Origin of the sequence: Mycoplasmopsis lipofaciens ATCC 35015, assembly GCF_000686585.1 — a bacterium.
GTDB classification, from domain to species: Bacteria; Bacillota_I; Bacilli_A; order Mycoplasmatales; family Metamycoplasmataceae; genus Mycoplasmopsis; species Mycoplasmopsis lipofaciens.
On sequence record NZ_KK365990.1, the window covers coordinates 118,314 to 134,804 of the forward strand.

Annotated in this window: 12 protein-coding genes, 1 tRNA gene and 1 pseudogene; 10 read left to right on the forward strand and 4 right to left on the reverse strand. The window is 25.2% G+C overall.

The window, feature by feature from the left end; genetic code table 4:
• Positions 1 to 240 precede the first annotated feature (240 nt).
• The gene (gene metK / locus T388_RS0103370) at positions 241 to 1,431 is read right to left on the reverse strand and encodes a methionine adenosyltransferase (RefSeq protein ID WP_027120890.1); all 1,191 of its coding nucleotides are present in this window, start codon (positions 1,429 to 1,431) and stop codon (positions 241 to 243) included.
• Positions 1,432 to 1,733: 302 nt separating this feature from the next.
• Here metK and T388_RS0103375 point away from each other — a divergent pair, with 302 nt between their 5' ends.
• The 6 genes from T388_RS0103375 to T388_RS0103400 all read left to right on the forward strand — a co-directional run bounded on the left by T388_RS0103375 (position 1,734) and on the right by T388_RS0103400 (position 10,154).
• Positions 1,734 to 3,518 (forward strand): ABC transporter ATP-binding protein, encoded by a 1,785-nt coding sequence (locus T388_RS0103375; RefSeq protein ID WP_027120891.1) that lies wholly within the window; start codon positions 1,734 to 1,736, stop codon positions 3,516 to 3,518.
• A gap of 13 nt (positions 3,519 to 3,531) precedes the next feature.
• Positions 3,532 to 5,358 carry an ABC transporter ATP-binding protein gene (locus T388_RS0103380; protein ID WP_027120892.1) on the forward strand — a complete coding sequence of 609 codons (1,827 nt, stop codon included), beginning with the start codon at positions 3,532 to 3,534 and terminating at the stop codon, positions 5,356 to 5,358.
• A 300-nt stretch (positions 5,359 to 5,658) separates the two neighbouring features.
• Positions 5,659 to 7,035, forward strand: coding sequence for an ABC transporter ATP-binding protein (locus tag T388_RS0103385; protein ID WP_027120893.1), 1,377 nt, complete (start codon positions 5,659 to 5,661; stop codon positions 7,033 to 7,035).
• Positions 7,019 to 7,843 carry an ABC transporter permease gene (locus T388_RS0103390; protein ID WP_027120894.1) on the forward strand — a complete coding sequence of 275 codons (825 nt, stop codon included), beginning with the start codon at positions 7,019 to 7,021 and terminating at the stop codon, positions 7,841 to 7,843. The genes T388_RS0103385 and T388_RS0103390 overlap by 17 nt, the downstream gene beginning before the upstream one ends.
• Complete coding sequence (locus T388_RS0103395; protein ID WP_027120895.1) at positions 7,843 to 8,658, forward strand: ABC transporter permease; 816 nt, start codon at positions 7,843 to 7,845, stop codon at positions 8,656 to 8,658. The genes T388_RS0103390 and T388_RS0103395 overlap by 1 nt, the downstream gene beginning before the upstream one ends.
• A complete protein-coding gene (locus T388_RS0103400) occupies positions 8,658 to 10,154 on the forward strand; it encodes a type 2 periplasmic-binding domain-containing protein (protein ID WP_027120896.1) in 1,497 nt (498 codons plus the stop codon). The genes T388_RS0103395 and T388_RS0103400 overlap by 1 nt, the downstream gene beginning before the upstream one ends.
• A 41-nt stretch (positions 10,155 to 10,195) precedes the next feature.
• Here T388_RS0103400 and pip read toward each other — a convergent pair whose 3' ends face one another.
• A complete protein-coding gene (gene pip / locus T388_RS0103405) occupies positions 10,196 to 11,146 on the reverse strand; it encodes a prolyl aminopeptidase (protein ID WP_084489766.1) in 951 nt (316 codons plus the stop codon).
• A 72-nt stretch (positions 11,147 to 11,218) separates the two neighbouring features.
• On the opposite strand from pip, the gene T388_RS0103410 reads away from it, so the two are divergent.
• Positions 11,219 to 11,292: transfer RNA gene (locus tag T388_RS0103410), tRNA-Gly, on the forward strand.
• Positions 11,293 to 11,356: 64 nt separating this feature from the next.
• Here the strand turns inward: T388_RS0103410 and T388_RS0103415 are convergent.
• Positions 11,357 to 12,211, reverse strand: coding sequence for a PTS sugar transporter subunit IIAB (locus T388_RS0103415; RefSeq protein WP_027120898.1), 855 nt, complete (start codon positions 12,209 to 12,211; stop codon positions 11,357 to 11,359).
• A 190-nt stretch (positions 12,212 to 12,401) separates the two neighbouring features.
• On the opposite strand from T388_RS0103415, the gene T388_RS0103420 reads away from it, so the two are divergent.
• Together T388_RS0103420 and T388_RS0103425 are read left to right on the forward strand one after the other, a co-directional pair.
• Positions 12,402 to 13,436, forward strand: a complete 1,035-nt coding sequence (locus tag T388_RS0103420; RefSeq protein ID WP_027120899.1) for a 2-hydroxyacid dehydrogenase — start codon at positions 12,402 to 12,404, stop codon at positions 13,434 to 13,436.
• Positions 13,436 to 14,356 carry an aquaporin gene (locus T388_RS0103425; protein ID WP_027120900.1) on the forward strand — a complete coding sequence of 307 codons (921 nt, stop codon included), beginning with the start codon at positions 13,436 to 13,438 and terminating at the stop codon, positions 14,354 to 14,356. Before T388_RS0103420 ends, T388_RS0103425 begins: the two co-directional genes overlap by 1 nt.
• Positions 14,357 to 14,508: 152 nt before the next feature.
• Here the strand turns inward: T388_RS0103425 and T388_RS0103430 are convergent, their stop codons facing one another.
• Positions 14,509 to 15,144: a hypothetical protein gene (locus T388_RS0103430; RefSeq protein WP_027120901.1), complete on the reverse strand. Its 636-nt coding sequence runs from the start codon at positions 15,142 to 15,144 to the stop codon at positions 14,509 to 14,511.
• Between the two features lie 165 nt (positions 15,145 to 15,309).
• Here T388_RS0103430 and T388_RS03785 point away from each other — a divergent pair.
• Positions 15,310 to 16,491, forward strand: a pseudogene (locus T388_RS03785) (M17 family metallopeptidase); the annotation flags it as partial.

The window sequence follows — 16,491 nt, forward strand, 5'->3', positions numbered from 1 at the left end:
TAAAACTTAATTATAAATTAAAGAAATAAAAACTTTGCCAAGGCAAAGTCTAATTATTTAGCAGCAGCTCTTTCTGCTCTTCTTTTGTCACGTGCTTCTTCTAATTGTAATTTGTGTAATCTTTTAGCAGCACGTTCTTTATTTTTAGCTCTTGTAATTTTACGCATATTAAGCCTTTCTTATTTTTTATAATATAAAAATTCTATATTATTTTAGCATAAGATTCTATAGTATTCTCATTTATTTTGCTATATATTTTTTTATTTTATCAACCATATCTAATTGTTCTCATGGTAAATTTAAGTCATCGCGTCCAAAATGTCCAAATACTGCTGTTTGTTTATAAATAGGTTTTTTAAGATTTAATTTATCAATAATTCCAGCAGGAGTTAAATCAAATAAATCAGACACACATTTGATTATTAAGTCCTTTTCAACTTTTTCGGTTGCAAAAGTTTCAATATTAATTGAAATAGGTTTTGCAACTCCAATTGCATAACTTAATTGTATTTCTAACTTATCTGCTACACCTGCAGCAACTAAATTTTTGGCTACATATCGACATGCATAAGCGGCAGAACGATCAACTTTTGTTGCATCCTTACCACTAAATGCTCCTCCACCATGTCTTGATCAACCGCCATATGTATCAACAATAATTTTACGACCTGTAAGACCTGTGTCACTATCAACACCACCAATAATAAATTGACCTGTTGGATTTATTAAAATGTTTTGTGGCAATTTTAAATTATATTTTTTAACAACTTCTGGTAATAAAACATTTGTTATATATTGCTTAAATTCACAATCTAATTTATTATTTCATTTTATTTTTTTACTGTTAATCAAGACTTCTTCAAAAGTTTGGCATGAAAACAAAATAGTATCAATTTGAATATTATTTTTATCAGTATAATCAATTGTTACCTGACTTTTCATATCAAATTTTGCGTTTTTAAATTCACCATTTTTAATTTTTATGTATGCTGTTTTAACAATTTCATGGGCTAGTGAAATAGCTAAAGGCATATAATTGTGTGTTTCATTTGTAGCATAGCCAAACATTATTCCCTGATCTCCAGCACCAATTTCACCACCATTCAAATCTACGCCTTGTCTTATATCAGGACTTTGTTTATTAATTTTTATTAGTATTTCAAACTCGTTTATTTTTAAAGGAACATCAAAATATATTTCTTTTAGAACTTGTTTTACAATATTTTTAATTTCATCATTTGACATTTTATATTTTGAATATACTTCACCAGCTATAACAATAAATTTTTGTGTGGCTAATGTTTCAATAGCAACTTTGCTATTTACATCTTTTTCTAAATAAGCATCTAAAATCGCATCAGATATTTGATCGCATAATTTATCTGGATGACCAATTCCAACCGACTCGCTTGTAAATAATTTTTTTTGCATATAAAAAACTCCTTAAATTTTTGTGATTAGACAAAATCAAGAAGTTGTGGAAATAAAATAATATTGCACATGTTAGATAATTTTATCCCTGACTATCCACCTTCCATAACTGGGGTTGGCTTGTTTCATAGCTAGTCTAGCTCCACAACTCTGCATGTTTTGTACCATTGATTATATGTTATTTATTTTAAAAGAGAAATATTTTATAAAGTATTTTTTTATATTTTGACAACAAAGTTAAACAAGTAAAATATTTATATGATTTCCTAAATATTATAAAGTTTTCGAGGAGAGGAGGATTTATGTTCAAACTTATTAAAATATTGCCTAGAAATATAAAATTAATGTTTTTAGTAGGTGTTTTTATAGTAATAATTTCAGTATTATTTAATTTAGTTTTGCCTAATATAATTTCACAATTTATTAAATTGATTTTTGACGATAATCAGTCTAATGACGTTCAATTAACATTTTTTAATAATCGTATAGTTTTTGCAAAAACTAGCCATACAATAGCTAGAAATTGGTTAATAATAGCAGTGGTTATTAATACTTTTATGAACGTATTTTTGACTTTTATATCTATGATAATTATTGTTATTGCAGCAGATAGAGCCAGTAGATATTTTAGAAATAAATTATTTGAAAAAATTCAAAATTTGTCATTAAGAAATATTTCTGATTTGAAAACCGAATCAATAATAACGAGAGTTAGTAATGATGTAGGTATTTTTTGAGATTTTTTAGTTAATGGAACTACTATTTTGGTTAGAGGTTCATTTATGGCAATAGGCGGTTGTATTTTAGCTTTTTTAGTTGACCCGGTAATGTCATTAGCAGTTTTGTCAATAGTTCCGTTAATTGGAATTATCATTACAATTGTAGGAATTGTTACTAATCCTTTGTTAAAAAAGACACAAAAATCAGTAGAATTAGTAACAAAAATTATTGATGAAAATGTTACAGGCGCAAGAGTGATAAAGACTTATAATTTGGAAGAAAATAGAAAAAAAGTATTCAACGAAGCAAACAATAATTGATATAAAATTCAATACAAAACAAATATGATTTTTCAAATAGTTCATCCTTTATTTTTTACCTTAATTAATATATTAACAATTGTAATATATTCAATTGCTGCAAATAAAATTATTAGAGGTGTAGCTACTGATGAAACAATGGTAAATCTAAATATTTTTATCGATTATTTATTTACAATAAGTTTTGGAATTCTATTTATGGTTTTTTTTCTTGTTTCGATGTTTAGAGCAAAAGTTTCTGCAAATAGAATTAATGAAATTTTAGATGCAAAAGTTGATCAATTGTTTGTAAAAAAAGGATTTTTAGTTAAAAATAATTTTGATTTATCCGTTGATCAATTGTATTTTAAATATTATGATAGTTCTCCAAATTATACGTTAATGAATATAAATTTAAATCTTCCATATAAAAAGGTTTTGGGAATAATTGGTCCAACTGGAAGTGGTAAGTCAACATTTGTAAATCTACTTTTAAATAATTATGTTTATAAAGATGGTTCTATAAAAATTGGTGGATATGAAGTTAATGAAATTAATACTTTAAATTTGCATAAGACAATTGGAATTGTTTATCAGGATGCTTTATTATATTCAGGTACTATAAAAAGTAATTTATTATGAGCTAAAGAAGACGCTACTATTGATGAGATTAATGAAGCTTTAAAAAATGCATGTGCTTATGATTTTGTATATTCTTTTGAGGATGGATTAGACCATAAAATTGTACAAGGAGCTAAAAATTTATCAGGAGGTCAAAAACAAAGATTATCAATTGCTCGTGCTTTACTACGAAAACCAAAAATTTTGATATTGGATGATTCAACAAGCGCTTTAGATAATATAACTACTAGAAATGTTATTGATAATATCAAGAATAACTATAATTGCTCTTTAATTTTGATAAGTCAAAAAATTGGAGCAATCAAAATTGCAGATAATATAATGGTTATGACAAATGGTAGTATATTAGCAGCAGGAAAGCATGAAGAGTTAATTAGAAATTGTGATTTTTACCAACAAATATATAATAATCAATTAGAACAATAAAAAATGAGGCCAAATGAACAAACAAAAAAATAAAGTTAAGAAAATTTCTACTTTCTCTCTTTTAAAATTAATTTTTAGATTTCTTGATATAAAAGACAAAAATATTACAATATTTGGAATAATTTTAGCTTCATTAAACGGTATTTTATATAATGTTGGAATTCTTTTTACGGGCTTAATTGTCTCGTTAACATTTGAGACTAATGATAAAGCAGCATTTAAAAATCCTTCACAATTTAATTTGAATTTATTTATTATATTATCAACAATTATGGCATTATCTTTTATATTTTATGGTATTTGCCGTTTTTTTCAGGGTAAAATATTTGCTCATATAGCCTACAAAACAGCATTTAAAATGCGCAAGATAGCTATGGAAAAAGTTATGGAAATGACAATATCATATTATGATAATCAAAAATCAGGCGATATTATTTCAACTCTAGTTAATGATATAAATAATTTATCTAATTCATTGCTACAATTATTAAATGAAACATTTTCAAATATTTTTAATATTTTATTTTCATTTATTTTAATGATGCTTTATAGTCCAACGTTAACCTTAATCATAATATTTTTTGCAACTATGTTTTTTTCAGTTAGTTATTTGTTGATTGCCCGTGCTAGACCCGCATTTATAAGATTGCAAAATGATTTTGCAAATTTGAATGCATACACTGAAGAAATGCTTACAAATGCAAAAATAACACAAACTTTTGACAAACAAGAAACAGCTAAAAAGGAATTTAAAAAAATAGCGCAAACATTATATAAAAATGCAGTTGTTGGTGATACTTATTCAAAATTATTTGATCCTTGATTTATTTTTGCAAATAATATATTAGTATTAATAACAGCCACTATAGCCTTAGCATTTAAAACAAATAGCATTTCAACTTTTGGAATTTTTACTAAATACCCAGATACTGGTTTTATAATTGCTTTTATATCCCTAATATTTAATTTTTCGGGAACTTTTCAAATGTTAATAAACGTTGTTTTCTCTGTACAATTAGGTGTAGCATCAACTAAAAGAATTTTCAAATTAATTGATTTAGTTCCTCCTAAGAAATTAGCTAAATATGAAGAATTAAAAAATATCAAGGGATTAATCGAGTTTGAAAACGTTTCGTTTAGATATAATTTAGACAAGTCTAAATATCAAATAACAGATGCATCTTTTATTGCAAAGCCAGGACAAACAATTGCTATTGTTGGCCCAACTGGCGCAGGCAAAACTACGATAATTAATTTATTATGCAAGTTTTATGAATATGAATCAGGATCAATAAAAATAGATGGTATTGAATTAAAACATATTTCTAAAGAAAACTTGAGAGATTTGGTTGCTGTTGTCTTACAAGATTCATTTATGTTCAATGATACTGTTTATAATAATTTAAAAGTTTCAAAAGTTGACGCCACGAAAGAAGAGGTTGTGAAAGTTACATCTTTATTGTCAGCTCATCAATTTATTCAGAGAATGGAAAATGGCTATGATACTATAATTCAAAATAATGGTTCGAGTCTATCGCAAGGTGAAAGACAATTACTATCTATTTCACGTGCAATTATGGGTGATAAAAAAATATTGATTATGGATGAAGCTACATCAAATGTTGATTCTAATACAGAACAAATTATTCAAAAAGCATTACAAGAAAATATTATGCAAAATAAAACATGTATAGTAATTGCTCATCGTTTAAGTACTATTAAAAATGCTGATTTAATTTTAGTTGTTAAGGATGGTAAAATAATTGAAAAAGGAACTCATCAAGAATTAATAAATTTAAAAGGTTATTATAATACTTTATATAAAAGTCAATTTAATTAAGTTTAAATGATTGAACAGCAAAATTTGCTGTTTTTTTATTCTATTTAAAAATAAATTTTTATTTTAACAATATTTTAAATTAAATATAATTTAAATCATTATGTGAATACAAAATTTTAAAAAGAATAAATTTATTTCAAAATTCGTGTTATTAAATTATTGTGAAGATAGAAATCCACTACTTCCATTTTTTGTTATTAAGTATTCACAGGACATTTATGATAAGGCCTCCTCTTTTTTCTATTCTATAATTAGTTATTAAAATATTTTTAAGTATAAAATGATGAGTAAGGAGATAATATGATAAAAAAAATAGATCAATATGTTATTGAATTAAAAGAAGTTGTTAAAGAATTTGATGAAAAAGTTGTTTTAGATAATGTGGATTTAAAAATTAATAAGGGTGAATTTGTTACTTTATTAGGACCATCTGGTTCAGGTAAAACCACAATATTACGTTTAATTGCAGGTTTTGAAAGAGCTACACGTGGTGAAATTTTATTTGATGGTTTAGATATTAAGGACTTACCACCTCATAAAAGAGATTTATCAACAATTTTTCAAGATTATGCTCTTTTTCCACATTTAAATGTTGAGGGAAATATTAAATATGGTCTTTATTTAAAAAGAATACCTAAAGAACACATTAATCCAAAACATGAAATTTTATTAAAAGAAAAAACCAAAAAATGAGCAAAAAAAGCTGAATTAGAGATGCGTAAACTTGATGAAAAACAAGCAAAAACAGAAAAAGAATTGGAAAAATTAAAAGAAAATACAACAACATATCGTCGTAAACAAAAATGATTAGATAAGTTGGATTTTACATATTCATATTGAGAAAATTATGTTGCGCAACAAACAGAAAAATTTGAAAAACGTTATTTAACTAGAAAAATTTCAAAACAAGAAATGCAAGCCGAAGTTGATAAAATTGTTGAATTAGTTGGTTTAACAGGAAATGAGAAAAAAAATATAAACGAATTATCTGGTGGTATGAAACAACGTGTTGCACTTGCGAGAAGTTTAGTTATTGAACCTAAAATATTATTATTAGATGAACCTTTAAGTGCTCTAGATGCTAAGATTCGTCAAAAAATGCAAAATTTATTACGTAGTATTCAAAAGAAATTAAATCTTACTTTTATTTTTGTTACACATGATCAAAACGAAGCTTTAGAATTATCAGATCGTATTGCTATAATGCGTGGCGGAAAAATTGAACAATATGATACGCCAAAAGAAATTTATGACTATCCAGTAAATAAATGAGTTGCTTCCTTTGTTGGCGATTCTAATATTTATAATGGTGTTTTTAATGAAGATGAAACTGTTACAGTATTAGGAAGAAAATTTAAAACCATTTATGACACAGATCAATTTAAACCCAAAACTGAAATTGATGTTTTAATTCGTCCTGAAGATATAGATATTATGCTATATGAAAACAAAAAATCAAGACAAGATAGACTTGTTGGACATGTTGTTTCTATTGCATATCGTGGTAGTTATTATTATTTAAAAATTGAATTAGAAGATGGTGAAATTATTTATGTTGAAACATCAAAAAAATTTGAAATGAATGACAAAGTTCATATTAATTGAACAATAGATTCTATTCATATTATGAATAAAGATAGCAAATGAGATTATAAAACAAATGAATTTAAAAATTAAACAAAAATTAGCTTTAAATAAGCGTTTAGCATTATTTATCCCTTATGTTATTATTGCTATCTTTTTAATAATTTTACCCTTACTACTAATTTTAATTAATGCATTTATACCACGTAAAGATTTTGATTCTTTTTCATTAGTAAAAGAAAGAGGAACATGAGTAATTATTTCTCGCAGTTTAAGATTAGGAATATTTTCAAGTATTTTTTGTTTATTATTAGGCTTCCCTTTTGCTTATTTTGTAGCAATGAGTAAAAGTAAAATTTTGCCTGTCTATGCAATGAGTTTGGTGTTAAGTCCAATGATTATTTTTACAATTGCAAAAATATATGCAATTAGAGGATTCTTTCTTTCTTTTGTTCCTGAGGATAATTTGAATGCTGAATGGTTTATGATTTTAGCTATTACATATTTAAATTTACCTTACATTATAATGCCTTTATATACTGTTTTTAGAGATATGCCTAGAAATATAATTGAAGCAAGTTCTGATTTAGGATACAATAAATTTCAAACATTATTTAAAATAGTTATTCCTTATAGTTTTAAAGCAATTGTTAGTGGCTTTAGTTTAATTTTTCTAGCAGGTGCTACAACATTCGTTATTAGTTCTAAGTTACTACCAAATGGTGGTATATTGCAAACTATTGGAGCTGTAATTAATGATTATTCAAATCCTTCAAATCAATATGATTTAGCATTAGGAAGCACATTGGTGTTAGTTGTTTCTGCTGTATTTATATCTTGTTATGCAGTTATAAATTTTGCTCCACGAATAATAGTTAAATTGAGAAAGAAGGGTAAATAATGAGTAAGTTTTGAGAAGGAATTAGAAGAAGTTATATTTATATAATACTTTTTGTCACATATATCCCTTTAGCATTTGCTTTAATTTTTAGTTTTAATAAGCCTTCTGATAAAGGAATTTTAAGTTTCTTTTGAAATGGAGCAACAACTGACGCATGAACCACATTTTTGGATGAAGGAAGAGGAATTGCTCTTATTAATTCTTTCATAATTGCCTTTTCTACAGCTATTTTGGTTATTTCTATTTCTTTATTAACCGTTTTTGCAATGTGAAGACAAAAAAATAAAAAATATGGTTCTATTGTAAAAGCTGTAAATAATATACCATTAATTAATCCTGACAATATAACAGCTATTGGTTTAGTGTTGGTTTTTGGAATTTTATTTGGAACACTAGCAAATAGTAACGAAGGTATGTTAAGAGGTATTGTCGGACATACGATAATGGCTTTACCATATGGTATTACTTTAATGTATCCTAGAAGTGAAAAATTTAATTCTAGTTTATTTGAAGCTAGTCAGGATTTAGGTTATTCAAAAGTAAAATCATGATTTAAAACATATTTTATATATATGATTCCATCAATTATTTTCGCAGGCATGATAACAACTTTTTTAAGTTTAGATGATTTTATAATTTTAAAAACTACCACAAATACATCAACACTAGGTACAAAACTTTATGAGGGACATTTTAAAGCTTGAGGTTTGGTAGTTGGAGCAGCTTTTTTATTTATAACAATTATTGGTAATGCAATATATGTTAGCTACAAAATATATATAATGAAAAAAACTAAAAAAAGAGGTGCTAAATAATGAAATTTTTAACAAAAAAATTAGGATATTTAGCTGCTGGATCTATACTAATAGGAAGTATAACCGCTGCTGTGGTTTATAAAAAAATGCATAAATTTAAGCCTACATTTTATAATTATGGTTCTTATATGGCACAAGATAGTAAAAATATTTTAAGCAGTATTTTTGATTATAAGGAATTTGACACAATTCATGAATTTACTAAAGCAATATTGACAAATAAAGCATTATCTGGTATTGGTAATGATTCTCAAGCGGCACAACTTATTAAAAGAGACAAACTTGAAAGAATAGATTATGATTATTTATTTGATTTAAGATCAAAACTATCTAGATCAGAACAAATAAAACTTGATAACACAACAAAATTGTCTGATGAATGATTTTCTATTTTGGAACCAGAAATTAAAAAATTATTTACTGATTTAGGTTGAAATCATATGAAACAATATGATTCTTTACTAACCGAAGATTATTTAGGTCATAAATTTAATGATGGAAAAACTAGAAAGCTTTATCAATATTTTGTTCCTTATTTTGCACAGGATATGGTTATTGTTTATAACCCTACAAAATTAGGAAAAGAATATACTGATGAGTCAAAAATTGTTGAACTAGAGACTAATTTATTAAATAAAATAAATAAAAATTATAAAATGGATAACATTTTAAAAATTTTAAGTAATACAGGTTTTTCAAAATGAGAAGCAACAAACGCTGTCAGAGATAATATGATATATGGTTCATCATATAGATATAATTCAAAGACTAATATTTATGAAGAACAGCCAACTGGAGAAGCTTGACAAGTCAATAGGCCTCATTTATATCAAGATTTGATAGATTCGTTTATTGATTTAATTGATGAAAATATTGGTAAAAAAGGTGAAAAAATAATTAAAACTGATAATATAAAATTTTTGGGTGACGGACAAGAGTTGCTTAATAATATTATTAATCCATATAGTTCAATTCAGGCTGGAATAATGTACAATGGTGACGCGATAGATGCATATTTTTCAGAGGACAATTTTAAAGATGTAAAACAGGGTACTATTAGATTTATTAGACCTAAGATTAATTTATTGTTGATAGATGGTTTTGTTATAGTTAAAGGCACTAATTCAAATTTATATAAACAAACATTAGAGGTGGCTAAAAAATCATTTTTAAATGGTTTAAATATTTCTGAATGAAAAAGTGAAAATGCCGAACAATATCATTCATATATTAATTATGATTTTGTTGGTTATACACCAGTGTTTAAAAATCAATTTAATTATATTAATAATAATTATTTTGAAGATATATCAGATCCATATGAAAAAGAATATATTAAGTCACTTTTTAGTATAAAAAGTAAAATGAAAATTAATGAAATTAATACAGTTAATACATGATTGGAATACGATATCAATCATATCGCAATACAACCAGTAAATCAAAAAACGCAAACGGAAATTAATAAATATTGAAATTTTAAAATCAAAAAATAATAATTTAAAAAAACGACACTTGAATTTTAAATGTCGTTTTTTTAAATATCTTTAATTATCATGTTAGTTATTTCGATTAATTTTTGAGTTATTTTTACTTCTCTTTGAGTGTGTCCTGTTTTAGGTAATAAAAACAATTGAGAATTAGGTAATTTTTTATGTAGTTCATATGCTCCAGAAGGACGACAATCCAAATCCAATTCGCCATGTACTATATATGTTTTTATATTTTTAATTTTGCTAATATTATTTAAAATATAATTTTCTTCAATAAAAGAATTATTGTAGAAAAAATGATTTTCAAGTAGTGCTATTTCTTGAATGGATTTTATATCCTTTTCGTTAAATTTAGATTTATTAACTGAAATTAAACAATCTTCTCATCGACTTCATTCAATAAAAGCTTTATGTCTAATTTTTTCATTATCACAATTCATTAATAAATGATAGTTATTAATAATATTCTTTTTTTGTTTTTCATTTAATAGAGATATATATCTTTCATATTCTATTGGTTTTAAATAACTTGCTCCTTCCTGATATAATCAATTTATATCTTCTTTTCTTGCTAAAAAAACACCTCTTAGTATTAAACATTGCACATTATGAGGATATTTAATAGCATATAATAGTGATAATGTTGTTCCTCATGAGCCACCAAATAATATAATTTTATTTAAATTTAAATGTTGTCTTATTTTTTCTATATCTTCAATTAAACATTGAGTATTATTATTTTTTAATTCTAATAAAGGTAAACTTTTGCCACATCCTCTTTGATCTATAAGAATTATTTTATAGTGTTTAGGGTCAAAATATCTTCTACAATTTTCACTAGTACCACCCCCTGGTCCGCCATGAATATAGAAAATAGAAATACCATTTTTATTTCCGCTTACCTCATAATAAATTTGATGAATTTTATCTACTTTCAAAAAATCTTTTTCATATGGCTGTATTTTAGGGTATAAGTATTTTTCGTATGTCATCATTACCTTCTTTATTTTTTATTTTTTTCTTATCAATATATTTTTTTTGTTTATAATAATAAGGCAATTTAAAATGCAAATGTAGTTCAATGGTAGAACTCCAGCCTTCCAAGCTGGTCATGCGGGTTCGATTCCCGTCATTTGCTCCATATGTTAAATCACCTTAAATAGACTAAAAGTCTATTTTTTTTATTTAAAAATAATGCCAAAGCATTATTTTATAACTTGAAATCATTCTTGATTTGCTTTTTCAATTTCAATGCCACATAATAATTTATTAGCTTTTTCTTTGTGTTCATTATCTGTAATAATAACGATTACATCCGAAGAAAGATTTTCTTTTTTTAGAATGTTTAAATCAACTGTGGCTAATAAATCACCATGTTTAATTTCTTGATCTTGTTTAATATTTGTTGTAAAGCCCAATCCGTTTAATTTAATTGTATCTACACCTATGTGAACTAAAATTTCCAATCCACAACTATTTTGAATTCCAAAAGCATGTTTAGTTGGATAACACATAATTACTTTTCCACTAATTGGACTATAAACATTTAATTGGTTTTCTTCATTGATTCTTATTGCATAACCTGTACCTAGGAATGAAAATGCAGGATCACTTAAGTCTGATAAATCAATTCTTGTTCCAGAACAAGGTGAATAAACTATATTTTGTTCTTTTGCTGAACAACTTATTTTTTCTTTTTGTGTTTCATTTTCTTCTAAAAGATTCCCTTTTTTCACTTCTCTTTGTTTTAAAGCACTTTGTTCTCTTAAAATTTTTTCAGCTTTTTTAATTTTGATATTTAATTCTTCACTTTCGCTTCCGAATTTAACTTGAATATGTCTATTACCTATAAAAATAATTTCTTGCGCACCAGCATTTTTTAATTTTTCTTCATCAACTAATTTAGCATTCTTAACATCATATCTTAATCTTACAGCACAATTATTAAAGCCTATAATATTGTCAATTCCACCAAAGCCTTCAACAATATCATAAATTCTTGGTTCAATATCAATTTTGTTTGTTTTATTTTTTTTAAATAAGTTTGTTCAAAAACCCATAGTAACTCCCTATTAATAATTATTGAATATATATTTATCATATATCATAGATAATTTTAATATAAATATTCTCTAATAATTATGATTTATTATGTTAATATTTTCATTTAAAACCAAATATTTTATTTATATTTACTCAATATTAATTTCATAATTTTATAATAAAAATAATTGCTTAGAGGAGGTAATTGTGAAAATAGCCATTTTTGATACTAAGGATTATGATAAAAAATATTTTGATATGGTAAAACATAACCATGAATTAACTTATTTTGAAGAAAATTTAAACATAAATACTGCGCATTTAGCAAAAGGTTTTGATGCTGTATGCGGTTTTGTAAATACTTTTGGTGATAGATATGTTTTAGAGTTACTAGCTAAATATAACGTTAAGTTTTGATTTCAAAGATCAATGGGATATAACAATGTTGATTTGAAAAAAGCTGAGGAATTAGGGATAAAAGTTTTTAGAGTGCCTAATTATTCAGCAGAAAGTATTGCAGAATTTGCTACTGGAACTTTAATGGCTTTAAATAGGAATATTGTAAAGGCGCAAAACAGAGTAAAAAAATATAATTTTTCTTTGAATAATTTAGATGGAAAAACAATAATTGGTTCCACAGTTGGTGTTTTAGGTTCGGGTAAAATTGGACAATCATTTATAAAAATTATGAGGGGTATAGGAGCAAATGTAATTGTTTATGATACTTATAGTGAAGTTCATAATCCTGAATTAGCAAATAAATTAGGTTTTAAATATGTTCAATTTACAGAACTATTAAAGCGTTCAGATTTTATTTCATTACATGCTCCATTATTGCCATCAACAAAATATATAATTGATAAGGAAGCGGTTAAATTAATGAAGCCAGGTGTAATTATAATCAATACTGCGAGAGGAGAATTAATTGAAATATCTGCTGCTTTATATGGATTAGATAACAAAATCATTAGAGGTATGGCATTAGATGTTTTGGATAGAGAAGAAGGTCGATTTTATGAAGATATTTCTGCATATGCAAAGGAATATAAGAAAATCGACCCTGAATGAGCTAGATTGTTGGAAAATGAAAATGTTATTGTGACATCACATCAAGCTTTTTTAACGAATACAGCTTTAGAACAAATTGCTGCTATAACAATCGAAAATGCAAATGCAGCAGAAAAAGGAGATTTTTCAAAAATGTTAAAAATGACAGAAAGCGGAAAGGTAATTAACGGTTAATGTTTAAATTTTTTAAAATTAAAAAAGAGGAGAGATTGCAAGCTAATGAGCCGCAATATAAGAAAGCCTGAGTTACTCACATGCTTTCTGAATTAATTGGAAGTATTTGAATTTCATTAGGTTTAGCAGGACTTTCAATAATTATTCAGAATAAGCCTCTTGAAGTATACTTATTGCACAATGTTATCGTAGGTTTTTTTGCAGGATTTATTATTGTTGGTTCATGTCTTTTTATTTTTGGAAGATGATCAGTTGATTTAAATCCTGTTGTTACTCTTTATAGATGATTAAATGGTACGAATACAACTCGCTATGCATTTATTAAAATATTTTTTCAATTAATAGGTGGAATTATAGCAGGATTAATTATTTATGGAATTGGACATTTTACAAGTGATTTAAATTTTGCAAATTTTTATATTTCTCCAGCTAATAGTTCAAACAAAGATTTTATTGTATCTAATAATATTTCAAATCCGTATAAAATGGATTTGAATGGAACAATTAATCAGCTTATGCCAGGAACTTTTTGAATTCTTTTTGTGGAATTGGTTATTAGTATGATTTTATTATTTCCAATATTTAGTCCAAGAATTGATAATAAGTATCGCGATCTTTTTATAATGTTAATTATTTCCTTTGATGTTTGAATGGGTATTTTAGCAGGTTCGGCAGCTATAAATCCAATTAGAGGTTTAGCACAACAAGTTCCGACTTTATTTTTTGATATGAATAAAATGTCTCATTTTAAACAACAAGATATTTTATTAGGCACATTGGCTATGATTATAGGTGATTTGTTAGCTCCTTTTGTTTATGCTTTATTTCAAGGATGAACAGAAAAGTATTTTAACAATTGAATATTAAAAGCAATTAATTTTAAAAATCATAAAATTGATGATTATGTGAAAAATAAATAAGGTATTCTAATAATTAATCTTATTCTTATTAAGTTTGTCTATGAGATTTAAAAAAATATAAATAAAATTAGTAAATTTATAAAAAAATAAAAGTTTACGTTTTTCTTAACGTAAACTTTTATTTTATCCACTTGTATTAAGGTGAATTTGTATTATTTTTCAATGTGTTCTTCTTTAGATTCTGGTGTTTTTGCAAGAATTGGAACAACAATCATTGAAAAAATAGAAATAACAATAGTTGAGCCAGCTAATATAGCAAGAGCGATTTTCATATTTGTTATAACATTTTGAGCTGCATCCAAAATTTGTTGAATACTGAAATTATATGTAATGAATAATGCGACGAATGCCAATGTAATTATTACAACAATTAAATTGAAAATAAATACAAAAAATCTAAATTTAAATATTATTCTAAAAAGTAAAATTAAAACAAACACTGTAATTATTAGTAAAAATAATGATACAAAAATGTATGAAATGAATCCTAACAATTTAGATAATGCAAATATCATTTCTTTGATATCTTTTCAATTTACATTACCAAAACTATTAAAAAATGATTTTATAGTTTCTAAAACATTATGTTTTGTAGCAAGCGCTACCTTAATCAAATCAAATCCATTGCTAAATCCAACAAAAAATGCATCTGTTTTGCTATCAATCATTGTTTTATTGCCTGCGACAATTAATACAATAATTGAAGGCAATATTAATAATGTGAAAGTTAAAATTTGAACTAAAGATCTTTTTTCAACTTTTAAATTTTTGCTTTTTGTTAAAGACATTTTATTCCTTTCAATAGAAATTTTATACTTTCTATATTGATAATTCTAATAGAAAAGATTAAATTTGTAAATAAAAAATAATTTATTAATATACTTTATAAAACTAATTAGTATATTATTTTAGTATTAAATTTATCAAAAATTAAAACATATTAAGGAGAAAAAATGAATAAATATTATTTGACTGAACGTGATAATAAAATATTATTAAAAGCTTTTTTTAAAAATAGAAGCAATAAAGAATATGAAAATGTTATTGACCAAATTAACTGTAAAAAAGGATCATTCACAAATTTTTTTGATAAACAAGAAGCATTGTTTTTTTTAAAAAAGGAATATGAAACTTATGATGAATTGGTTGAATTAATTGATACATATATTGTAAATAGCAAAAGAGAATATCAAATTGATTTAGAATCATTTGTTACAAATAAAATTAATATACATGATGTTTTAAAAGCATTTACAAGTAGAATAATTTTCCATAGTCACATTTTATTTAATAGAAAAAAAGAAAAACAAAATAAAATAGTTTTTTCTTTTTTGTTAAGAGATGAAACATTAAAAAATGAATTTTTAAAATATGAAATTATTGCTAATAATAGAAATAAATGTAGAGATTTACAAGTAATGCCTGAGAATTTTTGTAATTCAGAAAAATTAGCTGATTTTATTGTTGATGATTTTAAAAATATTGATAATTTAAAAGTATCAGTTTTAGATAAAAAACAAATTGAAAAATTGAAAATGGGATTGTTATTATCAGTAAATAAAGGTTCAACATTCGAACCAAGAGTTGTCGTAATTGAATATAATGGCAACCCTAATTCAAAGGATAAAATTGTGTATGTTGGAAAAGGAATAACTTTTGATACAGGTGGAGTGAATACAAAAGGTTATCATATGGAAGGTATGAAATATGATATGTCTGGATCTGTAATTATTGCATATGCCTTGAAATCAATGGCACAATTAAAAATTCAAAAAAATGTTGCAGCTATTATGATGATAACTGATAATAGATTAGATGGTGATGCTTCATTGCCAGAAAATGTGTATGAATCTATGTCTGGTTTAACTGTTGAAGTTGTAGATACAGATGCAGAGGGAAGATTGGTTTTAGCTGATGGATTATATTATGGAGCTAAAGTATTAAATGCAACAACCTTAGTGGACGTAGCAACATTAACTGGAACTATGTTAACAGCTTTAGGAACAAGTTATAGCGGGATATATTCAACAAGTGATAAAAATTGAAAAATATTTGAAGAAGCAGGCTAGTAAACACATGAAAAAATTTGAAGAATGCCTCTTCATAATGATTTTCACGAACCTAATACAGCAAGC